At 71.3% G+C, this 19,112-nt stretch carries 24 protein-coding genes; 13 read left to right on the forward strand and 11 right to left on the reverse strand.

The features are described from left to right. Positions 1-163 precede the first annotated feature (163 nt). From groL to Q0599_RS08785, 3 genes are read right to left on the reverse strand one after another with little or no spacing between them, the layout of a single operon-like run. Positions 164-1,792, reverse strand: coding sequence for a chaperonin GroEL (gene groL, locus Q0599_RS08775; RefSeq protein WP_298828443.1), 1,629 nt, complete (start codon positions 1,790-1,792; stop codon positions 164-166). 18 nt (positions 1,793-1,810) lie between these two features. Continuing rightward, the gene (locus Q0599_RS08780; protein ID WP_298828445.1) at positions 1,811-3,229 is read right to left on the reverse strand and encodes a saccharopine dehydrogenase C-terminal domain-containing protein; all 1,419 of its coding nucleotides are present in this window, start codon (positions 3,227-3,229) and stop codon (positions 1,811-1,813) included. Positions 3,230-3,257: 28 nt separating this feature from the next. After that, complete coding sequence (locus tag Q0599_RS08785) at positions 3,258-4,109, reverse strand: Crp/Fnr family transcriptional regulator (RefSeq protein WP_298828447.1); 852 nt, start codon at positions 4,107-4,109, stop codon at positions 3,258-3,260. A 264-nt stretch (positions 4,110-4,373) separates the two neighbouring features. Here Q0599_RS08785 and Q0599_RS08790 point away from each other — a divergent pair, with 264 nt between their 5' ends. Then, the gene (locus Q0599_RS08790; protein ID WP_298828449.1) at positions 4,374-4,799 is read left to right on the forward strand and encodes an Hsp20/alpha crystallin family protein; all 426 of its coding nucleotides are present in this window, start codon (positions 4,374-4,376) and stop codon (positions 4,797-4,799) included. Between the two features lie 42 nt (positions 4,800-4,841). Here Q0599_RS08790 and Q0599_RS08795 read toward each other — a convergent pair whose 3' ends face one another. Both Q0599_RS08795 and Q0599_RS08800 read right to left on the reverse strand, forming a co-directional pair. After that, entirely contained in the window at positions 4,842-5,270 is a 429-nt protein-coding gene (locus tag Q0599_RS08795) for a universal stress protein (protein WP_298828451.1), read from the reverse strand. Between the two features lie 35 nt (positions 5,271-5,305). After that, positions 5,306-5,740 (reverse strand): host attachment protein, encoded by a 435-nt coding sequence (locus Q0599_RS08800; protein WP_298828454.1) that lies wholly within the window; start codon positions 5,738-5,740, stop codon positions 5,306-5,308. Positions 5,741-6,075: 335 nt separating this feature from the next. Between Q0599_RS08800 and Q0599_RS08805 the strand changes: the two genes are divergently transcribed. Genes Q0599_RS08805 through Q0599_RS08815 form a run of 3 tightly spaced genes read left to right on the forward strand, consistent with a single transcriptional unit; the run spans position 6,076 to position 7,632 of the window. After that, the gene (locus Q0599_RS08805; RefSeq protein WP_298828457.1) at positions 6,076-6,261 is read left to right on the forward strand and encodes a hypothetical protein; all 186 of its coding nucleotides are present in this window, start codon (positions 6,076-6,078) and stop codon (positions 6,259-6,261) included. After that, entirely contained in the window at positions 6,258-7,232 is a 975-nt protein-coding gene (locus Q0599_RS08810; RefSeq protein ID WP_298828460.1) for an NAD-dependent epimerase/dehydratase family protein, read from the forward strand. The genes Q0599_RS08805 and Q0599_RS08810 overlap by 4 nt, the downstream gene beginning before the upstream one ends. 46 nt (positions 7,233-7,278) lie before the next feature. After that, positions 7,279-7,632, forward strand: a complete 354-nt coding sequence (locus Q0599_RS08815) for a heavy metal-binding domain-containing protein (RefSeq protein WP_298828463.1) — start codon at positions 7,279-7,281, stop codon at positions 7,630-7,632. A gap of 31 nt (positions 7,633-7,663) precedes the next feature. Here the strand turns inward: Q0599_RS08815 and Q0599_RS08820 are convergent, their stop codons facing one another. Then, positions 7,664-8,107, reverse strand: coding sequence for an HAD domain-containing protein (locus Q0599_RS08820; protein WP_298828466.1), 444 nt, complete (start codon positions 8,105-8,107; stop codon positions 7,664-7,666). A gap of 32 nt (positions 8,108-8,139) precedes the next feature. On the opposite strand from Q0599_RS08820, the gene Q0599_RS08825 reads away from it, so the two are divergent. Further along, positions 8,140-8,460, forward strand: coding sequence for an ATPase with chaperone activity (locus tag Q0599_RS08825; protein ID WP_298828468.1), 321 nt, complete (start codon positions 8,140-8,142; stop codon positions 8,458-8,460). Between the two features lie 72 nt (positions 8,461-8,532). Beyond that, positions 8,533-9,003, forward strand: coding sequence for an H-NS histone family protein (locus tag Q0599_RS08830; RefSeq protein ID WP_298828470.1), 471 nt, complete (start codon positions 8,533-8,535; stop codon positions 9,001-9,003). Positions 9,004-9,021: 18 nt separating this feature from the next. On the opposite strand, the gene Q0599_RS08835 is transcribed toward Q0599_RS08830, so the two are convergent. Next, on the reverse strand, positions 9,022-11,088 hold the full coding sequence (locus tag Q0599_RS08835; protein WP_298828473.1) for an ATP-dependent helicase: 2,067 nt from the start codon (positions 11,086-11,088) through the stop codon (positions 9,022-9,024). Between the two features lie 84 nt (positions 11,089-11,172). On the opposite strand from Q0599_RS08835, the gene Q0599_RS08840 reads away from it, so the two are divergent. The 7 genes from Q0599_RS08840 to Q0599_RS08870 all read left to right on the forward strand — a co-directional run bounded on the left by Q0599_RS08840 (position 11,173) and on the right by Q0599_RS08870 (position 15,731). Continuing rightward, on the forward strand, positions 11,173-11,517 hold the full coding sequence (locus tag Q0599_RS08840) for a translation initiation factor Sui1 (protein WP_298828475.1): 345 nt from the start codon (positions 11,173-11,175) through the stop codon (positions 11,515-11,517). 16 nt (positions 11,518-11,533) lie between these two features. Then, on the forward strand, positions 11,534-12,451 hold the full coding sequence (locus tag Q0599_RS08845) for an aldo/keto reductase (protein ID WP_298828477.1): 918 nt from the start codon (positions 11,534-11,536) through the stop codon (positions 12,449-12,451). Between the two features lie 21 nt (positions 12,452-12,472). After that, positions 12,473-13,141 (forward strand): DUF6064 family protein, encoded by a 669-nt coding sequence (locus Q0599_RS08850; RefSeq protein ID WP_298828480.1) that lies wholly within the window; start codon positions 12,473-12,475, stop codon positions 13,139-13,141. Positions 13,142-13,173: 32 nt separating this feature from the next. Beyond that, entirely contained in the window at positions 13,174-13,905 is a 732-nt protein-coding gene (locus Q0599_RS08855) for a hypothetical protein (RefSeq protein ID WP_298828482.1), read from the forward strand. Between the two features lie 59 nt (positions 13,906-13,964). Then, entirely contained in the window at positions 13,965-14,438 is a 474-nt protein-coding gene (locus tag Q0599_RS08860; RefSeq protein WP_298828485.1) for a cupin domain-containing protein, read from the forward strand. 62 nt (positions 14,439-14,500) lie between these two features. Next, positions 14,501-14,980 (forward strand): hypothetical protein, encoded by a 480-nt coding sequence (locus tag Q0599_RS08865; protein WP_298828487.1) that lies wholly within the window; start codon positions 14,501-14,503, stop codon positions 14,978-14,980. After that, positions 14,892-15,731 (forward strand): GNAT family N-acyltransferase, encoded by an 840-nt coding sequence (locus Q0599_RS08870; protein WP_298828491.1) that lies wholly within the window; start codon positions 14,892-14,894, stop codon positions 15,729-15,731. The genes Q0599_RS08865 and Q0599_RS08870 overlap by 89 nt, the downstream gene beginning before the upstream one ends. Positions 15,732-15,743: 12 nt before the next feature. On the opposite strand, the gene Q0599_RS08875 is transcribed toward Q0599_RS08870, so the two are convergent. The 4 genes from Q0599_RS08875 to Q0599_RS08890 are packed head-to-tail and all read right to left on the reverse strand — an operon-like array spanning position 15,744 to position 19,059. Next, positions 15,744-16,403, reverse strand: a complete 660-nt coding sequence (locus Q0599_RS08875) for a hypothetical protein (RefSeq protein WP_298828493.1) — start codon at positions 16,401-16,403, stop codon at positions 15,744-15,746. Next, a complete protein-coding gene (locus Q0599_RS08880) occupies positions 16,400-17,335 on the reverse strand; it encodes an MlaD family protein (protein ID WP_298828495.1) in 936 nt (311 codons plus the stop codon). Before Q0599_RS08880 ends, Q0599_RS08875 begins: the two co-directional genes overlap by 4 nt. Positions 17,336-17,339: 4 nt before the next feature. Continuing rightward, on the reverse strand, positions 17,340-18,143 hold the full coding sequence (locus Q0599_RS08885; protein ID WP_298828498.1) for an ABC transporter permease: 804 nt from the start codon (positions 18,141-18,143) through the stop codon (positions 17,340-17,342). Positions 18,144-18,150: 7 nt separating this feature from the next. After that, entirely contained in the window at positions 18,151-19,059 is a 909-nt protein-coding gene (locus Q0599_RS08890) for a LysR family transcriptional regulator (protein ID WP_298828501.1), read from the reverse strand. Between the last annotated feature and the right edge of the window lie 53 nt (positions 19,060-19,112).

Here is a 19,112-nt window from a genome sequence, read left to right on the forward strand (position 1 = left end):
AAGCTCGAAGACCATCTGCAAGGCACCATGGTCGGTGCCCGAACCGCCTCGCGGCGCCCTCGAGCGGCTCGGTCCGGGGCGCATGGACGGGCCTCGAGGACCGTGTCGTGCTGCGCCGCCGGGTCTGCCGTGACCGCTGCGACGCCCCGCTCTCGACGCCGTCCTAGAACTCCGGCGCCATCCCGCCCCCAGGCATGCCCGCCGCCTTCGGCGCCGGCGCGTTGGCGATCATGCAGTCGGTGGTGAGGATCAGCGCGGCGATGGAGGCGGCGTTCTGCAGCGCCAGCCGCGTCACCTTGGCGGGGTCGATCACGCCCATCTGCAGCAGGTCGCCGTACTCGCGCGTGGCGGCGTTGTAGCCCTGCGCCACGCCGTCGGACCGCTCGACGCGGTGCAGCACGACCGACGGCTCGTCTCCGGCGTTGACGACGATGCGGCGCAGCGGTTCCTCGAGCGCGCGCGCGACGATGCGGACGCCGGAGTCATGGTCCAGCGACGGTCCCTTCAGGTCGGCGAGCACGCGGCGGCAGCGCAGCAGCGCCACGCCGCCGCCGGGCACGATGCCTTCCTCCACCGCGGCTCGGGTGGCGTGCAGCGCATCCTCGACGCGGATCTTGCGTTCCTTCAGTTCGGTCTCGGTGGCCGCGCCGACCTTGATCAGCGCCACGCCGCCGGAGAGCTTGGCGATGCGCTCGTCGAGCTTCTCGCGGTCGTAGTCGCTGCTGGCGGCGTCGCGCTCCTTCCGGATGCTGGCGATGCGGTCCTTGATCGCCGACGCGTCGCCCACGCCGCCGATGATGGTGGTGTCGTCCTTGCCCACCTCGACGCGCTTGGCGCGGCCCAGATTCGACAGCCGCGCCTTGGCGAGCGTGAGTCCGAGCTCGTCGCTGACCACCTGGCCGCCGGTGAGCACGGCGATGTCCTGCAACATCGCCTTGCGCCGGTCGCCGAATCCCGGCGCCTTCACCGCGCAGGTCTTGAGGGTGCCGCGGATGGTGTTGATCACGAGGGTGGCCAGCGCGTCGCTCTCCACCTCCTCGGCGATGACCAGCAGCGGCCGGCCGGCCTTCACCACCTCTTCCAGCAGCGGCAGCAGGTCCTGCAGCGAGGCGAGGTGCTTGTCGCAGAGCAGGATCGCCGCGTCTTCCAGCACGGCCGTCTGGCGCTCGGGGTTGTTCATGAAGTAGGGCGACAGGAAGCCGCGGTCGAACTGCAGGCCCTCCACCACCTCCAGTTCGCTGGCCAGGCCCGAGCCGTCCTCGATCGAGATCGCGCCCTCGCGGCCGACCTTGTCGATCGCGCCGGCGAGCAGCTCGCCGATCGAGCGGTCGTTGTTGGCCGAGATGGCGGCCACGTGGGCGATCTCCTGCGAGGTCTCGCACGGCCGCGCCAGCCGCCTGAGCTCCTCGACCACGGCGTCGACCGCTTGCTCCATGCCGCGCTTGAGGTCCATCGGGTTCATGCCGCCGGCGAGGAAGCGCATGCCCTCGTCGATCATGGCGTGCGCCAGCACGGTGGCGGTGGTGGTGCCGTCGCCGGCCTTCTCGCTGGTGCGAGCGGCCACCTCGCGCAGCATCTGCGCGCCCATGTTCTCGAAGCGGTCTTCCAGCTCGACCGACTTGGCCACCAGCACGCCCGAGTTGACGATCTGCGGCGGCCCGAAGTCACGCTCCAGGATCACCGTGCGGCCGCGTGGGCCGAGCGTCACCTTGACCGCCTCGGCCAGGGTGTCGATGCCGTGGCGCATGCGCTCGCGTGCGTCATCGCCGAACAGGAGTCGTTTCGCTGCCATGGTGTGCCTCTTCTGGTATCAGGTCACTCGGAAGTTCTTGAACTGCCAGGGGTCGGACGTGTCGAGGTCCTCGGCGAAGAGCCGGCCCCGGCCTTCCAGCGGCGTCCACTCGGTGAACACGCCGAACAGCTCGCCGAGGTAGGGACGGCACATCGCCAGGATCTCGTCGTGCGGCAGGTCGTCGGGCTCGACCACGTCGTGCCGCGGGTTGCGCATCGCCCAGATCACGCCGGCCATCACCGCCGCGGCGACCTGCAGGCTGGTGGCGCTGTTCTCCGGCGCCAGCGCGCGGGCCTGCTCGATCGACAAGCGCGAGCCGTACCAGTAGGCGCCCTGCGCCGGGCCCATCAGCAGCACGCCCAGTTCGTCGACGCCGCTGGCTATGTCGTCCTTCAGCACGCGCGAGCGCGGCTGCATGCGCCAGTTGCGCCCGGCCAGTTCGTGCAGCGACAACAGCGCATCGTCGCAGGGGTGGTAGGCGTAGTGCACCGTGGGGCGGTAATCGGGCCGTTGCGGGTCGCCGAGCGTGAGGTGGTCGGCGATCGAGATCGACTCGCCGTGGGTGATCAGGAAGGCGTGCTGCGCGCCGCACAGCGGCGTCCAGCTCCTGACCTGCGTCGCGGCACCGGGCCGCTCGAGGTAGATGGCGGCCGGCGAGCCCTGTGCGTGGCGCCGGCCGTCGGCGGGAAAGTGGCGCTCGTGCGTGCCCCAGCCCAGCTCGGCCGGCTGGCAACCCTCGCTGACGAAGGCAAGGGCCGACCAGGTGTTGACGAACTCGCCCGGTGCCTTGCGGCGCGGCGCCATCTGCGTGTCGCGCTCGGCGATGTGGACGACCTTCACGCCCAGCCTCTGCGCGAGACGCGCCCAGCGACCGGGCGCCGCCTCGTCCAGGAGGCCCGCGTCAACGCCCGGGGCGAGGTCGAGCAGCGCCTGCCGGACGAAGTGCGACACCAGGCCCGGATTGGCACCATGCGTCAGCACCGCGGTGGGTCCGCGGAGATCCGGCTCGCGCAGTGCCAGCGCGGCCTCGCGCAACGCGTGGTTGGTGCGCTGTGCCGACGGCCGTCCGGCATCGAAGTAGCCGCCGGCCCAGGGTTCGATGCAGGTGTCGAGGTACAGCGCTCCGAAGCGCCTGCAGAAGGTGATCAGCGCGGTGCTGCTCACGTCCACCGACAGGTTGAGCAGGAAGTCGCCTTCGCCGAGCAGCGGGCGCAGCACCTGCGCAAGGTTGTCCGCCGTCAGGTGGACCTTCAGCCGATGCACGCCGTAGGACTGCACCACCATGTCGCCTTCGTCGCCCGGGGCGACGATCAGCATCTGGCGAGCGCTCATCTCGATGTGGCGCAGCAGCAGGGGCACCACGCCCTGGCCGATGCAGCCGAAGCCGACCATCACCAACCGGCCACGGAACGCGCATTCCTTTCGCCACGGGTTCATGGCGGGCGCGCCACGCGGGCATCGGCCGTCAGGCCGCGGCAGCGAGCATGCGCGGCGCGCTGCGCTGCCGGCCGTTCGAGCCGTGGCGCGGCGCATCCTCGGGCAGGCCGCGGGTGTTGCGCGTGCACTGGCGCAGCGAGGCGACGTCGAGGATCTCCACTTCGCGGTTGTCCACGTGCAGGTAGCCCCAGTCGGACAGCGCGGTGAAGGACCGGCTCACCGTCTCGTGCGCCACGCCGAGCAGGCTGGCGATGTCGCGTCGGCTCATGCGCAGGTACAGCCGCCGAGGCGACTGTCCACGCTCGGCCATGCAGCCGGACAGCCAGACGAGGAACCGTGCCAGCCGCGTCTCGGCGGCCACCGCGGCCATCATCTCGGCGATCTCGCCGGCACGCGCCAACTGGCGGCTGAGCGCGAACTGCAGCGCGTGGTCCAGTGCGGGATGGTGCTGGCGCCAGCGGTCGAGATCGCGCAGCGGCAGCGAGAACACCGTCGCGTCCTCCAGCGCCACCGCGCTGCAGGTGTGGCGTCCGCGGCTGATCGCCTCGAAGCCGAGCACCTCCCCCGGACCGACGAAGGCCAGCACCTGTTCATAGCCGTCCTCCGAGGTCTTCACGCACTTGAAGCTGCCCGAGCGCACCACGTGCACCGTCTCCGGCTGCGCTCCCTCGTGCAGCAGCACGGCGCCGGAACGAGCGCGCCACACCGGCACGCTGAGCTCGTCTGTCGGCGCGGCAACGGCGGGCTCGGCTTCGCAGCCGACGGCGTGCAGCAACTCGTGCATCGGCGCCGGCGCCGAGGCGGTGAGCGCGCAGCGCTGCATGAACCAGCCGTCGTGCCCGGACAGGCTGGCGGCGGCGATCGACGGGACTGAAGACATGTTGGGCTCCTGAGCTGTCATTCGTGATCTGGCTCACAGCTTGGTATCCCCTGGCGCAGGCGGCAATCGGCGATGGGTGCGTTTCGCTGTGGGAATGCCCCGGAGCCGGCCTGCGGGCATTCCGAGTCGCCACTCGGAATATTCCTACCCTTGTGGGGGGAGGGCATCGCGCGCCTGCGTTGCGCGCCCTCAATTTCTCCCGCTTTTCAAGCGCGAGCATTCCGCTCCCGGGGGCGCAAGCCCTCATGCAACAGGAGAGAAGCAATGCACGAACTGCGCGTGAAGGATCTGTTCGAATTGGACCCGCTGGAGACCAGCTTCCGCAATCTGCTGCGCCCGTGGCGCTTCGAAGGCGCCGAGCGTGCGCCGCAGATCAAGATTGACCTCAGCGAGCACGACGACAGCTACCTCGTGAAGGCCGAGATCCCCGGCGTGAAGAAGGAAGACATCGACGTGCGCATCGATCGCAATCAGGTGACGATCAGCGCCGAGGTCAAGCAGGAGAAAGAGGAGAAGAAGGAAGGCCGCGTGCTGCGCAGCGAGCGCCAGTACGGCTTCGCCAGCCGCAGCTTCGCGCTGGCCAGTGACATCGACGATGCCAAGGCCGACGCCAAGTACCAGAACGGCGTGCTCGAACTCCGCCTGCCGAAGAAGGCGACGAGTTCCAGCAAGAAGCTGTCGGTTGGTTGAGCGCCGGGGCGCGCGGCGGCGAGCTTGCCCTCGCCGCCGCGCTCACTTCACCAGCATCACTGGCACGGTGGCGAGGTGCACGACGCGCTGCGCCACCGATCCGAGCAGCAGGCCGCCGAGCGCGTTCATGCCGCGCGTGCCCATGACGATGCAGTCGACACCGCGTTCCGCCGCGACGCGCGCGATCTCGCGCGCCGGCGGTCCGTCGGCAGCCTGTGTGGCCAGCGTCGTCAGCCCTGCAGCGCGCGCCTGAGTCAGCGCCGCCTCGAGCACGCTAGCCTGTCGCTCGCCCAGCGCCTTGTCCAGCGAGGCGTAGTCGAACGGCGGCAGTTCGCCGTAGTAGGCCGGGCTCTCGCGCACATTCAACAGCACGGCGTCGATGGCTGCGCCCTGCTGGGCGAGCCGCGCCGCGGTGTCGATGGCGCGGCGGGCATGGTCGGAACCGTCGATCGCGATCAAGACCTTCATCATGGCGCCTGTCCTTGCGGGGCGTGCGGGGCGCGGCCTCAGCCCGCAGCCAGCCGTTGCGCCAGATCGGCGTCGCTCAGCGTCGTGTAGTCGTGCGCCACCGTGCGCAGCACACGCTGGCGCGCCTGCGCGCCCAGGTGCGCCTTCAGGTGCCCCAGGAAGGGATTCGACGCCACCAGCACCAGCCCGGCACAGCGGCCGTCTGCGATGCCGGCGTCGAGCTTGCCGGCCAGTTCCGCGGCAAAGTGCTCGACCTCGCGCTCGTGGGGCTCGACGCGCGGCCGGTACTCGGCACTGCCGGCGCCATGCGCGCCGCTGGTGATGTGCCCGGGACGATCGAAGTCGAGCTCTCCGCCCTTCTGCCGGCTCTGCGGATGCACCAGGTCGTCCACGTACACGTAGCCCCGCCCCTCGTCCGCCTCTTCCAGCACGCGTGCGCGCGACGCGTTCGCCACCACCAGCCAGTTCTTCATCGACATGTCCTTTTGCCGCACCCCGCGGCGGCCTGCAGGCGAATCTAGGCCGGAGCGGGCGGGCCGGGTTGACCTGGCTCACTTGCGAGGTACGAACGTTCCAGTTCACCCGCACCGGGGCGGCGTGCACCGAGCCCCGCGCTGCGCCAGTGCCGGCCGTTCTGACCGCGTGGCGCAGCAGCTGAGGCTTCGCGCGGCCCGAGCCTGCGCCACCGCCGGCGGGCGGCTCGTTGGTGACGCCGCAGCTCCGGGACAGCAGCCCGATCTCGCCGCGGTGGTCCGTCTGGGTGGCCTCGCCCTCGAGGCCGTCGAGCTCGAGGAAGTCGTCGATCGCCATGGCCAGCCTCGCGGCGCGCAAGGGCAGGAATGCAGCGTATGGCGGATCGGGGCCGATCGGCAGCATCGTCTGCATTAGCATCGGTCAAGAGGCGCCGCCGCCGGCACCCGCGGTGCGCGCCGATGAATCGGCGGGCGATATGACCCACATCCCGGAGTTCGGCATGCGCAAGGGGATGCCGTGAGAGTCTTCCTCACCGGCGGCAGCGGCTTCCTCGGCGGCCACCTGCTGCGCGAACTGCGCGCCGCCGGCTGCGAGGTTCTCGCGCTGTCGCGCCGCACCGAGACGGACACCGCGCTGGCCGCGCTGGGCGGCGTGCCGGTGCGCGCCGAGCTTGCCGACGCGGGCTCGCTGGCGAAGGCGCTGGCCGGCTGCGAGGCGGTGTTCCACGCCGCCGGCGACACCAGCGTGTGGAAGCCGCGCGCCGCCGAGCAGACCGCCACCAACGTCACCGGCACGCAGGCGCTGCTGCGCGCCGCCGAGGCCGCGGGCGTGCAGGCCTTCGTGCACACCTCGTCGGTGTCGGCGTTCTCGCACCTCGTGCACGAGACGCTGACCGAGGCCGTGCCACAGCGCGGTGTCGACAGCTGGATCAACTACGAGCGCAGCAAGCACCTCGGCGAACAGGCGGTGCGCGCGAGCGCCTTGCCGTGGATCGTCTTCAACCCCTCGCACATCCTCGGCCCGGGCGACCGCCACAACTGGTCGCGGCTGATCGGCATGGTCGACCGCGAGGCGCTGCCGGGCATCCCGCCCGGCAGCGGCGCCTTCGCCGACGTGCGCGAGGTCGCCGCGGCGCAGGTGCGCGCCTGGCGGCAGCGCCGCTTCGGCGAGGCCTACCTCGTCGGTGGCGAACACGCCAGCTTCGCCGACTTCGTGCACCGCGTCGGCGCGATGCTCGGCCGGCGCACGCCCGCGCGCGCCACCCCGGCCTGGGTGCTGATGGCCTACGCGCGGCTGCTCGACGGCTGGTCGCGCGTGAGCGGCCGCGAGCCCGAGGTCACGCCGGAGGGCGCGACGCTGACCTGCCACCACCTGCGCGTCGATTCGTCCAAGGCGAAGCGCGAGCTCGGCTACCGCGAGACGCCGCTGGACGCACTGCTCGCCGACACGCTCGAGTGGATGCGCGCCGAGGGCTTGATCGGCCGGCGCTGAGCCGCGTTATCGTCACCGCTCTTCTTCACCTCCTCGGGAGCGCGACATGGGCTGGTTCTCCAAGGCCGACGACGGCTTCTTCCTTGCCACCATCCAGCCGAACGGCGAGGCGGCGCGCGTCGACAGGTACCTCGGCGTGGTCAATGGCGAGGCGATCATCGGCGCGAACATCTTCCGCGACATGTTCTCGTCGATCCGCGACGTGGTCGGTGGCCGTGCAGGCGGCTACGAGCGGGCGCTGGCCAGCGCGCGCGACGCCGCGCTGGCGGACATGAAGGAGGCGGCGAAGGACATGGGCGCCGACGGCGTGGTCGGCATCGACTTCGACTACGAGGTGCTCGGCGAGACCAACGGCATGATGATGGTGTCGGTCAGCGGCACCGCGGTGAAGATGGGCTGAGGCCCGACGCGGCGGGTTCGACCGCCGCCGCTCAGCTCGTCGCCAGCCACTCGCGGATCTGCGCCTGCACGTGCGGCTCGGACAGCCCGGTGCGCGGGTCGCAGATGATCAGCTCGGGCGGCGGCGGGTCGCCGAAGGCGAGCGGCGAGTCGTCGAGGATGCGGTAGGACGATACCGTGGGGTGGCGCGCCAGCCAGGCCAGGATGCTGGCGTAGCGGTCGCCCGGCGGCGTGCAGCCGAGGTAGCGCGGGCCGAGGTCGCCGAGCAGCGCGCCGATTTGCTCGGGCGAGTGGGCGTAGCGCCAGTTGGAGTGCACCACCACGAAGGCGTCGTCGTGGCCCGCCAGCAACCCGGGCAGGATGTCGAACCAGCAGAACGCCTCCAGGCTGACGCCGCTGACCGGCGCGGCACGGGCGGCGGCGTCCGCGCCGGCCGGATGGGTCACGCCGCCGAAGTCGAGGAAGACGATGCGCATGGTGGGGAATGTCCCTGGGTCACACTCGAGGCATGGACGAACACTCGCAGATCCTGGTTCCGGAAGCCTTCGTCGCGTTGTACCTTCGCCCCGGGCGCAGCAAGCCGATTCTGCCGATGCAGGAGCTGGCGGCGCGCCATGAATTCTGCGAGGACCTCGCGCAGGCGATGGTGGAGCATGCGCGTGCGATGCTCTTCGGCGCCGGACTGTGCGAGGACGAGGTGCTGCTGCGCTGCCACCGCGGCCTGCTCGGCGAGGACGCGGGCGTGAGCGCCGCCGAGGCGCTCTGGGTGGTGCGGCGGCTGGCCGAACTGCTGGACTGGCCGCAGCCCGAACTGCCTGACGAGGGCTGAGGCCGGCTCGGTGACAATGGCGCCCGTCCTGTCGTTGGGGGACGCCTCCCCCTGGATCAACCAAGGAACGCCATGAAAACCTATCAGGCCGTACGAGCGCAGATCGCAAAGCTCGAGAAGGAAGCCGAGGAACTGCGGCGCCAGGAACTCAGGACCATCATCGCGCAGGTGCGCCAGGTGATCGCCGACTATGGCCTCACGGCGGCAGACCTCGGCCTCGGCGGCGCTCGTGCCGCGGGCCGCAAGCGTGCCGCCGCTGCGCGCGGTGCCGCCGCGGGCGTGGCGAAGTACCGCGACCCGAAGACCGGCCAGACCTGGACCGGTCGAGGTCGGCCGCCGGCGTGGATCGCCGACGCCAAGAATCGCGATGCCTTCCTGATCGACGCCCCTGCGGCGGCGCCCGGCGCGAAGAAGCGTGCGGCCAAGGTCGGGACCGCGGCGAAGAATCGCGCCGCCAAGGCGAAGCCGTCGGCGCGCGGTCGCAAGGGCCGCGCCGTGAAGACGGCGGCGGTGGAGATCGAGTCGGGCGTGGCGATGGAGTAGTCGCATTCCCCGCGTCCTTCAGAAGGCGCGCCGCACGCGCGCCATCAGGTCGATCGCGGGCAGCGCCGCAGCCGGCGTCTCGGCCGGCTGTGCCGCCATTGGCGCGACGCGGTCGAAGTGCTGCTGCGCCAGCGCCTGCGGGATGAAGCGCGTCAGCGATCCATAGAGGTGGCGGTCGCCGTACTTCGACTGCTGTGTGACGTGGAACTTCTGCGGCACAAGCAGGGCGAGGTGGTGCTTGGCGCGCGTCATGGCCACGTAGAGCAGGCGGCGCTCTTCCTCGATCTCCGCCGCATGGCCGGTGGCCAGGTCGGCCGGCATGCAGCCGTCGACCGCGTTGAGCACGTGCACCGAACTCCATTCCTGGCCCTTGGCGGAATGCATGGTCGAGAGGATCAGGTAGTCCTCGTCGCGGTGCGGCTGGTCGGCTTCGTCGCTCGTCGCCTCCGGCGGGTCCAGCGTCAGGTCAGCGAGGAAGCGCTCGCGGCTGGGCGACTGCGCGGCAATGCGCTCGAGCTGCGCCAGGTCGGCGCGGCGGATGGCGGCGTCCTCGTGCAGGCGCTCCAGATGCGGCTCGTACCAGCGCAGCGCGAGGCCGATGGCCCCGGGCCAGGGCGCTTCGGCCAAGGCACGGTGCGCGACGAGCCAGGCGCTCCACTCGTGCGCGGCGGCCGCGGGCGGCTTGAACGCGTGCATCGCCTGCAGCGGATCGGCCGCCGAGTCCATGGCATCGAGCAGCCGTCGCGACGAGGCCGGGCCCAGCCCAGGAATGAGTTGCGAGACGCGGAAGCCGGCCAGCCGGCCGCGCGGGTTCTGCACCCAGCGCAGCACCGAGAGCAGGTCCTTCACATGCGCGGCCTCGAGGAACTTCAGGCCGCCGAACTTCACGAACGGGATGCCGCGGCGCGTCAGTTCCAGCTCCAGTGCCGCGCTGTGGTGGCCGGTGCGGAACAGCACCGCCTGGCGCTTCAGCGGCAGCCCGCCTTCGCGCAGCAGCAGCACCTCGTCGGCGACCCAGCGCGCCTGCGCCATCTCGTCGGCCACCGTCACCAAGCGCGGCTTTGCGCCGCCGCGCTCGCTGTGCAGGTCTTTCGTGAAGCGCTCGGCGGCCAGCGCGATGACTGCGTTCGAGGCATCGAGGATGGGCTGCGTGGAGCGGTAGTTGCGCGTCAGCGTGACCACCCGCGCCGGCGGCTCGAACTGCGCCGGGAACTCGAGGATGTTGCGCACCTCGGCGGCGCGGAACGAATAGATCGCCTGCGCGTCGTCGCCGACCACGGTGAGTCCGCGGCCATCGGGCTTGAGCGCGCGCAGCACGGCCGCCTGCAGCCGGTTGGTGTCCTGGTATTCGTCGACCAGCACCTGGTCGAAGCGCGCGCCGATCGCCCGCGCGAGCGCGGGCTCCTCCATCATCTGCTGCCAGTACAGCAGCAGGTCGTCGTAGTCGAGCACCTGCTGCTGCTGCTTGGCGTCGACATAGGCGCGGAACAGCCGCTTCAACTCGCTCTCCCAGCCCAGGCACCAGGGGAAGAGCGTCCGTACCACCTCCGCCACGCCCTGCTGCGCGTTGACCACGCGGGAGTAGATCGCCAGGCAGGTGCCCTTGAGGGGAAAGCGCTGGCCGCTGGCACCGAGCTCGAGCCCCTGGCGCACCAGGCCCATCAGGTCCTCGGCATCGCCGCGGTCGAGGATGGTGAACTGCGGCGCAAGGCCGAGCGAGGCGGCGTGCTCGCGCAGCAGCCGCGCTCCGATCGAATGGAAGGTGCCCGACCAGGGCAGGGCGGGCGCGGCCTGCGTGGCGCGCAGGCCGAGCGCGCCGTGCAGCAGCCGGCCGGCACGGCGCTCCATTTCCTGCGCGGCACGGCGCGAGAAGGTGAGCAGCAGCAGGCGGTTCGGGTCGGCGCCGCCGAGCACCAGGCGGGCTACGCGCGCGGCCAGCGTCATCGTCTTGCCGGTGCCGGCGCCGGCGATGACCAGCAGGGGCCCGCCGGGCGCGCCCGCGAGGCCGTGCTCGACGGCGCAGCGCTGCTCGTCGTTGAGCGAGGCGAACGGATCGGCGGGCGGGGCGAGGGCGGTCGAAACCATGACGCGGCGGTGCAGGATGGGGACTGTATACGCATCCAGTCCTGTTGCATCGGAACCCCTCCGGCGTGGAAGAATCAGCACCCCATGGCCTTGGTGTATTCGACCGACGGTGGGCGCATGTGCCCGCAATGCCGACAGCCGCTGGCAGCCTGCCGCTGCGCACAGCGGGCACAGGCCGCACCGCGCGGCAGTGGCCAGGTGCGCGTCAGCCGCGAGAGCAAGGGTCGCGGCGGCAAGACGGTGACGCTGGTGCGCGGCCTCGCGCTCGACGGCGAGGGGATGACTGCGCTCGGCAAGCGACTGCGCAGCGCCTGCGGTGCCGGCGGTGCGCTGAAGGACGGCGTGCTCGAGATCCAGGGCGACCATGTGGACCGCGTGCTGCAACTGCTGGCCGACGAAGGCCATGCGGCCAAGCGTGCCGGCGGCTGAAGGCGGGACCGCGGCCATGATCGATGCACGGCGCCGTGGCCTGCTGCAGGGATTGGCAGCCGCCGTGCCGGCGCTCGCGGTGCCGAGCGCGTTCGCCCAGGTTCCGGCCGTGGCCACCAAGCCCATTCCCTCCAGCGGCGAGCGCCTGCCTGTTGTCGGCCTCGGCAGCTGGATCACCTTCAACGTCGGCAATGACCCGCAAGCGCGCGACGCCTGCGCCGAGGTGATGCGTTCCTTCTTCGACGCTGGCGGTCGCATGATCGACTCTTCGCCGATGTACGGCTCCTCGCAGTCCGTGATCGGCCATGGCCTGGCCAGGCTGGGCCGCGCGGCGCCGGTGTTCTCGGCCGACAAGGTGTGGACCGGCGCGGGCGCCAGGGGCCCTGAGCAGATCGAGGCTTCGCGCCGCCACTGGGGCGTGCCGCGCTTCGACCTGCTGCAGGTGCACAACCTGCTCGCGTGGGAGGAGCACCTGCCGACGCTGTTCGCCATGAAGGCCGCCGGCCGGCTGCGCTATGTCGGCATCACCACCTCCGAAGGCCGCCGCCACGCCGAGATCGAGAAACTGATGGGCACGCAGCCGCTCGACTTCGTGCAGGTCAGCTACAACCCGCTGGACCGCGAGGTCGAGCAGCGCATCCTGCCGCTGGCGCGGGAGCGCGGCATCGCCGTCATCGCCAACCGGCCGTTTCGCGAGGGTGCGCTGCTGCGCCAACTGCAGCGCCACAGGCTGCCGCCCTGGGCGGGGGAACTCGGCGTGGACGGCTGGGCGCAGTTCGTCCTGAAGTTCATCGTCTCGCACCCGGCGGTGACCTGCGCGATCCCGGCCACCAGCAGCGTGGCGCACGTGCGACAGAACCTCGGCGCGGCGCGCGGCGCGATGCCCGATGACGCGACGCGTGCGCGCATGTCCGCGCATGTCGCGTCGCTGTAGCCGGATCGCCGCGGTGCCGCCATGACCGAGTGGTGGACCTACCGGCTGTCCGACTTCCTGCTCTTCTCGCCGCGCACCTACTTCCGGCTGTTCGAGCTGTACCACCAGTGGCTGTGGCCGGCGCAGCCGCTGGTGGCGGCGCTGTGGGGGCTGCTGCTCGTGGCGCTGTGGCGCGGTGCCGCCTGGGCGCCGCGGGCGCTGCTGCTCGCGCTGGCGCTGTCCTGGGCCTGGATCGCCTGGGCCTTCCACTGGGTGCGCTACGCGCCGATCAACTGGGCGGCTCAGGGTTTCGCCGCTGCCTTTGCCCTGCAGGCACTGCTGCTGGCACTGGCCGCCGTCAGGGTGCGCCGCATCGCTCGGCCGTCGGCCCTCGGACCGGGGCTGCTGCTGGCTGCGCTGGTCGTCATGCCGCTGCTCCCCCCGGCCTTCGGCCGCGCCTGGATTGAAACCGAGAGTTTCGGCCTGACGCCCGATGCCACTGTCCTGGGCACGCTCGGCGTGTTACTGATGTTCGTGCCCGCTTACCGCGCAGTCGCGATGTTCTGGTGGGTAATTCCGTTAGTCTGGAGCCTGGTCAGCGGTGCGACGCTGTGGGCGATGGACCTTCTGCCCTGGGCGCTGGTGTTACCGGCGGGGAGCATCGGGACGGTGATTGCCCATAGGCAACGCCGGATCGAATGTGCATACTGACCATTCAGCAAGAGTGAATCAGCGGAGAACCCATGCCCATCGAAGAACACGCGTCGACCCTCTGGGCAGTCAGCTCGTTTGACCGGCTGCACGAGCAGTCGCAACGGGGTCTGGACGGCCCGACCATGCTGTCGAGCACCCTGATGGCGGAGGTCACCGCGTTGGAGCGCCGCCACGAGGAATCCGACGCGCTCGAGGTGCTGGCTGCCTGCGTGCGCCTGCAGGAGCCGGCGCTGGTCTACCTGCGGTTTGCCGAACTGGTCTGGCCGGTGACCATCTTCCCGGCGCAGATGATCTACCACTCGCCGCGCCCGCTGACCGAAGCGCCCGAGGGCTCGCTGGCGCGCGTCACCGCGATGGGCATCGAGCCACCGGCCTTTCGCCCGCCCGGACATCCGATGAGCGACCGCGTCGCCGCCGATGACTGCTACTACTCGCTCGCCCCGGCGCTGTGGCGCCTCGCCCTGCACGGCCCGCGTGGCCGCTTGCTGCAGGAGATCGGCGGCACGGCGGCCTATCGGGTGCTGCGCAACCTGCGCGTCGACGATCTGAACTTGCCCGGTGCGCTGGGCGCCGCCGCCGAGCGCCTGCGCCGCGAGGCCGCTTCGCTCAAGCAGATCGCCGCCTGGCCCGGCATGAGCGCCGAGCGAGGTGCGCGCATGCTCAATGCGCTGTACCTCGCCTCGAACCTGATGGTCACGCGCAGCAGCACGATCGCCCAGGCCGAGCCGCGCCGCAGCCTGTTCGGCTGGCTCGGCCGCTGAGCGCGGGGCCGGCTCGCGCGGGCAGAATGGGGCATCGCCATGCCCCAGGAGAATTGCCCGTGAGCGACCAGAGCAGCGGCCCGGCCGCGTGGAAGTACGACGGCGTGCGCGTCGTTCCCGGCGACCGCCTCGACCCGAACACCGCCCAGACGCCGGGCATGGACCGCAAGGCAGCGATCAACTTCGCACGCATGGGGGCGCGCAAGCTGTGGGCCGGCACGGTGCACATCCATGCCAATGCCAAGACCGGCGCCCACCACCATGGGCCGCTAGAGAGCGTGATCTACGTCGTCAAGGGCCGCGCACGCATGCGCTGGGGCGAGAAGCTCGAATTCACCGCGGAGGCCGGCCCGGGCGACTTCATCTACGTGCCGCCCTTCGTGCCGCACCAGGAGATCAACGCCAGCCCGACCGAGACGCTCGAGTGCGTGCTGGTGCGCAGCGACGGCGAGGCGGTGGCGGTCAACCTCGACATCGATCCTGCCGAGCCGCCCGAGAACGTGCCCTGGGTGGACCCGACCCACCCCGCCTGAGCTGCCTTCGCGCTTGTGCGCGATCAATCCGGCAAGGCGCGCCGTGCGCGATGCTTGGTCGTATGAAACCGACCCCGGCCTCGATGCTCGCGCTGGCCCTCCTCGCTGCCTCCGCCAGCCCCGGCGCGCGGGCGCAGTCGCGCGGCGAACTGCTCTACGGCACGCACTGCATCGCCTGCCACAGCACGCAGATGCACTGGCGCGACAAGCGCCTCGCCACCGACTGGGCGAGTCTGAAGGCGCAGGTGCGACGCTGGCAGGGCGTGGCGCAACTCGGCTGGAGCGAGGAGGACATCCTCGAGGTGGCCCGGCACCTCAACGAACGCATCTACCGCTATCCGCAGACGGGCGACAAGCTGACCACGGCGCCGCTGCCGTCACGGACCGGTCACCGCGCCTTCACGTCCGCGTCACTCCAGCCGGCCAGCATGCCCGGCATTGCTGGAGATGCCGATGCGGGAACTGCCCCTGCCCACCTTGCCCCTGTCGGACCTGGTTGCGCCCGCGCCGGCGCCACGGAGGTCACTTCACCCGCCTCCTGAGCGGCACGAGCCAACGCGCTTCGCGGTGGCTTGGGCACGCGATGAGGCGGATGTTCGCGCCGCGCAGCGCCTGAGGTATGCCGTCTTCGCCGAAGAGCTGGGCGCGCGCCTGATCGTGCCCCAGGGCGCGCCGTCCCGCCACGACATCGATGTCTTCGATCCCTTTTGCGAGCACCTCCTGGTGCGCGCACCGGCTGCGGCCGACGGCGAGCCCGGCGAGGTGATCGGCACCTACCGCGTGCTCACGCCGGCAGCGGCGCGTCGCGTCGGCGGCCTGTACAGCGACACCGAGTTCGACCTCACCAGGCTGCGCCCCCTGCGGGCCCGCATGGTCGAGCTCGGCCGTTCGTGCGTGCATCGTGACTGGCGCTCCGGCGGCGTGATCCTTGCGCTGTGGGGCGCGCTGGCGGAATTCATGGCGCGCAACGGGCTCGAGACGATGATCGGCTGCGCCAGCGTCGGCATGCGCGACGGCGGCCATGTCGCGGCCAGCCTGTGGGCGCAGCTGCGACGCACCCACCTGGTCTCGATCGAGTGGCGGGCGCGGCCTCGTCTGGCGCTGCCGGTGGAGGAACTGCGCAGCGATCTCGCCGTGGAGCCTCCGCCGCTGATCAAGGGCTATCTGCGCTGCGGCGCGAAGTTGCTTGGCGCACCGGCCTGGGACCCGGACTTCGGCACCGCCGATCTGCCGTTGCTGATGCGCATCGCCGACCTGCCGCCGCGCTACCGACGGCACCTCGTCGGCGCCTGAACCCCGTCGGCGTCAGCGCGAGCCCGCCACCAGCGCGATGCGCCGGCGCAGCCGCTGCGCTTCCTCCGTGGCGCCGGCGCGTTCGGCGCGCATCGCCTGCACCTCCAGCCAGGCGAGCAGGGGGCGCCGCCAACCCTGTGCCGAGGCGGTGTCGCTGGCCAGCGCGATCGTCGCCGGGTCGGCCAGGCCGGCGCGGAACAGCAGGGCCGCGGCGATCAGGCGCGACTGCGCGTCTTCGACGGCCTGAACCGCGACCGGCGTCTTCGCGGCGATCGCCGCGGCCACGCCGCGCTGTGCCGGGGGCAACTGCTCGATCTGTGCCTTCGACAAGGCCAGACCGGCGAGATGGTCGGCGTAGCTGCGCTCGGCCTCGGCCGCATCGCTGCGCCAGCGCTCGAAGCCCTCGCAGGGCGTGAAATCCAGGCTGGCCACCTGCGCGGCGCAGCGCATCAGCTCGGCACGAGCGACGAGCGCCGGCTGGCCGGTGCGCGCGAGCAGGCCGCGGGCCCGTTCGAACTCGCGCTGCGCGCTGCGGCTGTCGCCGCCCAGGTGGGCCGACACCGCCGCCTCCAGGGCCGGTTTGGCCTGCAGCTGCCAGTCGGGCGGCAGCGGGCCGCTCGAGCATGCCGCGAGCCACGCCGACGCGGACAAGGCGATCGCAGCGGCCCTCATTTGAGCTTCAGCTCCGTGTCGCGCCGGAATGGCCACTTGCGATTCACCTCGTCGACGAGCTGGTCGACCTTGCGCATCGTCGCGTCGACCTCGCCGCGCAGGGCATCGAGGTCGTTGGTGGCGCCGCGCACGTTGCCGGCCACCGCCTGCGCCTCGACGAGCACCGCGTCGACCTTCTTCAGCGTCTCGCGCGCATCGCCGAGCAGCGCGTTGAGCTGGCCCACCGTGGCGCGGCCTTCCTGGACCAGCCCCTGGGGGCCGAGCACCTGCGCGTCCGCTTTCACCGCCATGCCGTTGATGCGCGCGAGCAGCGTGTTCACGCGGTCCAGCGCCTCGCCGACCTTCCTCGCGTCGGCGTCGCCCATCAGCGCTCCGGAGGCGCCGCGCGGACCGCTGGCGCGCTCGGTGATCGACTGCACGTTGGCCAGGCTCAGTGCCAGCGGGGAATCAGCGGCGGTCAGCCGCGTCAGGTTCTGGATCAGCGCGCGCGCGTCGGACACCAGCCGCGGCAGCTCGGCGGTGGCGTCGCCGACGAGCACGCGGCGCTCGGCGCCGTCGCCCAGCGGCGGGTCGCTGAGCACGCCGCTGTACGCCTTCAGGCTGGCGCCGCCGACCAGGCTGCGCGCCAGCGTGAACACGCTGCTCTCGCGCAGCCAATGGGCGTCCTTGCGCGGCACGTCGAGGATGATGCGCGCGCTGCCGTCGGGGCCGAGCTCGATGCGGCGCACGCGGCCGATGGGGAAGCCGGCGAAGGTCATGTCCATGCCGACGCGCACGCCCTCCGAGTCATCGGCGACGAGCACGAGGCGTTGCGTCGCCTCGAAGGTGCCGCGCGAATAGAGCAGGTACAGCACTGTGGCCGCGACCAGCGCGACGAACAGACCGAGCAGCAGCGCGGCCTTGAGCTCCAGGTTCTTCGCGTCGTCCTTCATGCGCTCAGTAGTAGTTGCCGACGAGCGAGGCCGCCTCGATGAGCACGATGATGAGGAACATGCGCACCAGCCCCTGCAGCTCGGCGCTGGTGTTCGGCCGGCGCCGCGGCACCGCGTCGAGCACCGAGGCGATCGGCATCAGCGCCACCGTCAGACTCAGCAGCAGGATCTTCAACAGGAAGATCAGCGCCACGGCCGGCGCGAACACGCGGCCGACGGTGTGCGTGTAGGCGTCGAAGCCCGCGCCAGTGAAGCCGTAGACCGACAGGTAGGCCACCACCAGCGTGACCACGCAGCTCACCGCCGCGAGCATCAGCGCGCAGAACGAACCGGCCACGACGCGCGGCAGGACCTCGCGGCGCAGCGGGTCGACACCCCGCGTGGCCAATGCGTCCCAGCCGTCGCCGCTGCGCAGCTCGGCCACCTCGGCGCCCAGCGGGATGGTGCAGCGCAGCGCCGCGAACAGCGCCGCCGCCAGCGGGATCAGTTCAAGCACCAGCACGCGCACCACCATCTCCAGCGCGTATTGCGACAGGCCGTAGCTGACCGCGGTGACGAGCACGATGCGGATGACGACGATGCTGATCAGCATCGACAGCAGCGTGAACCACAGCAGCGACTGCGCCGTGCCGAGGTAGAGGTGCCGGGCCATGGCGCGACGGCTGTCGGCACCGTAGCTCGACGGCGAAAGCGCCAGCACGCTGAGCAGCGCAGCGAGGTGGATGGTGCGCCACCAGCCCAGGAGCCACTGGCCGGCGCCGCGCGCCAACTCGGCGAACGTTCCTTGCGGCGAGGTCATCGGCGACATGCCTGGATCATAGGCCGCGCTGCCGGCGCGGCTCGCGCGGCGCGGGCAGCTCGGCATCGATCGGGCGCGACAGGGTGCGCAGTGCCTCGTCGTGCAGCGCGTCCACCGCCGGCGAGCGGCGCGATGCCGGGCTGCGCAGCAGTGACACCTCCATTGCCGGCAGCGATGGCAGGCCGTGCCGGTCCTGCTGCAGCACCATCAGTCCCGGTGGCACGCTGCAGCGGGTCAGCACCGCCACGGCGAGGCCGCTCTCCACCGCCGCGATCTGGCCGGCCAGACTGGAGCTGTTGTAGACGACGCGGTGGGCGCGCCGCTGCGCGCCGAGCGCGGCCAGCGCGGCCTGGCGCGCCAGGCTGCGCGGCTCGTAGACGGCCACCGGCAGCGGGTCGCGGCGCCAGGCTTCGTGCGCAGCCGCGCCGACCCAGACGAGCGGCTCGCGAAACAGCAGCGTGCCGCGTGTCGGCCGGTCACGCGAGACCAGCGCCAGATCGAGCTCTCCGCGCTGCACGCGCGGGATCAGCGAGGTCGACTGCTCGCAGTCGAGCACGATCTCGACGCCCGCGTGGCGGCCGGCAAAGTTGCGCAAGACCGGGGTGAGGTAACGGGCCGCGTAGTCGTCGGGCACGCCGAGGCGCACGCGGCCGCTGAGCTGCGGGCCGTGCAGCGCGGCCAGAGCCTCACCGTGCAGCTCGAGCAGGCGCCGCGCGTAGCCGAGCAATTCCACGCCGGTGGCGGTGAGCTCCAGGTGGCGCGGACCGCGCAGCAGCACCGGGCGGCCGATCGCTTCCTCGAGCTTGAGCAGTTGCATGCTCACTGCCGACTGCGAACGGTGGATGCGCGGTGCCGCCGCCGACAGCGAGCCCGCGTCGACCACGGCGACGAAGGCACGCAGCCAGTCGAGTTGCAGATCGTGCATGTGAAGCGGTCGCAAGATATTCGATAAACGAATGGTAATGTGAAGAACAATCC

It is taken from the genome of uncultured Piscinibacter sp. (genome assembly GCF_937952055.1).
Classification (GTDB): Bacteria; Pseudomonadota; Gammaproteobacteria; order Burkholderiales; family Burkholderiaceae_C; genus Piscinibacter.

Coding starts and splice junctions, on each gene's coding strand:
- Q0599_RS08790 (WP_298828449.1), top strand. CDS start 4,374: ATGCACGAACTGCGCGTGAAGGATCTGTTCGAATTGGACCCGCTGGAG.
- Q0599_RS08855 (WP_298828482.1), top strand. CDS start 13,174: ATGCCCATCGAAGAACACGCGTCGACCCTCTGGGCAGTCAGCTCGTTT.
- Q0599_RS08800 (WP_298828454.1), bottom strand. CDS start 5,740: ATGAAGAACTGGCTGGTGGTGGCGAACGCGTCGCGCGCACGCGTGCTG.
- Q0599_RS08825 (WP_298828468.1), top strand. CDS start 8,140: ATGGACGAACACTCGCAGATCCTGGTTCCGGAAGCCTTCGTCGCGTTG.
- Q0599_RS08815 (WP_298828463.1), top strand. CDS start 7,279: ATGGGCTGGTTCTCCAAGGCCGACGACGGCTTCTTCCTTGCCACCATC.
- Q0599_RS08795 (WP_298828451.1), bottom strand. CDS start 5,270: ATGATGAAGGTCTTGATCGCGATCGACGGTTCCGACCATGCCCGCCGC.
- Q0599_RS08870 (WP_298828491.1), top strand. CDS start 14,892: ATGCGGGAACTGCCCCTGCCCACCTTGCCCCTGTCGGACCTGGTTGCG.
- Q0599_RS08830 (WP_298828470.1), top strand. CDS start 8,533: ATGAAAACCTATCAGGCCGTACGAGCGCAGATCGCAAAGCTCGAGAAG.
- Q0599_RS08835 (WP_298828473.1), bottom strand. CDS start 11,088: ATGGTTTCGACCGCCCTCGCCCCGCCCGCCGATCCGTTCGCCTCGCTC.
- Q0599_RS08785 (WP_298828447.1), bottom strand. CDS start 4,109: ATGTCTTCAGTCCCGTCGATCGCCGCCGCCAGCCTGTCCGGGCACGAC.
- Q0599_RS08820 (WP_298828466.1), bottom strand. CDS start 8,107: ATGCGCATCGTCTTCCTCGACTTCGGCGGCGTGACCCATCCGGCCGGC.
- Q0599_RS08890 (WP_298828501.1), bottom strand. CDS start 19,059: ATGCACGATCTGCAACTCGACTGGCTGCGTGCCTTCGTCGCCGTGGTC.
- Q0599_RS08885 (WP_298828498.1), bottom strand. CDS start 18,143: ATGTCGCCGATGACCTCGCCGCAAGGAACGTTCGCCGAGTTGGCGCGC.
- Q0599_RS08840 (WP_298828475.1), top strand. CDS start 11,173: ATGGCCTTGGTGTATTCGACCGACGGTGGGCGCATGTGCCCGCAATGC.
- groL (WP_298828443.1), bottom strand. CDS start 1,792: ATGGCAGCGAAACGACTCCTGTTCGGCGATGACGCACGCGAGCGCATG.
- Q0599_RS08865 (WP_298828487.1), top strand. CDS start 14,501: ATGAAACCGACCCCGGCCTCGATGCTCGCGCTGGCCCTCCTCGCTGCC.
- Q0599_RS08805 (WP_298828457.1), top strand. CDS start 6,076: ATGGCCAGCCTCGCGGCGCGCAAGGGCAGGAATGCAGCGTATGGCGGA.
- Q0599_RS08850 (WP_298828480.1), top strand. CDS start 12,473: ATGACCGAGTGGTGGACCTACCGGCTGTCCGACTTCCTGCTCTTCTCG.
- Q0599_RS08875 (WP_298828493.1), bottom strand. CDS start 16,403: ATGAGGGCCGCTGCGATCGCCTTGTCCGCGTCGGCGTGGCTCGCGGCA.
- Q0599_RS08880 (WP_298828495.1), bottom strand. CDS start 17,335: ATGAAGGACGACGCGAAGAACCTGGAGCTCAAGGCCGCGCTGCTGCTC.
- Q0599_RS08780 (WP_298828445.1), bottom strand. CDS start 3,229: ATGAACCCGTGGCGAAAGGAATGCGCGTTCCGTGGCCGGTTGGTGATG.
- Q0599_RS08845 (WP_298828477.1), top strand. CDS start 11,534: ATGATCGATGCACGGCGCCGTGGCCTGCTGCAGGGATTGGCAGCCGCC.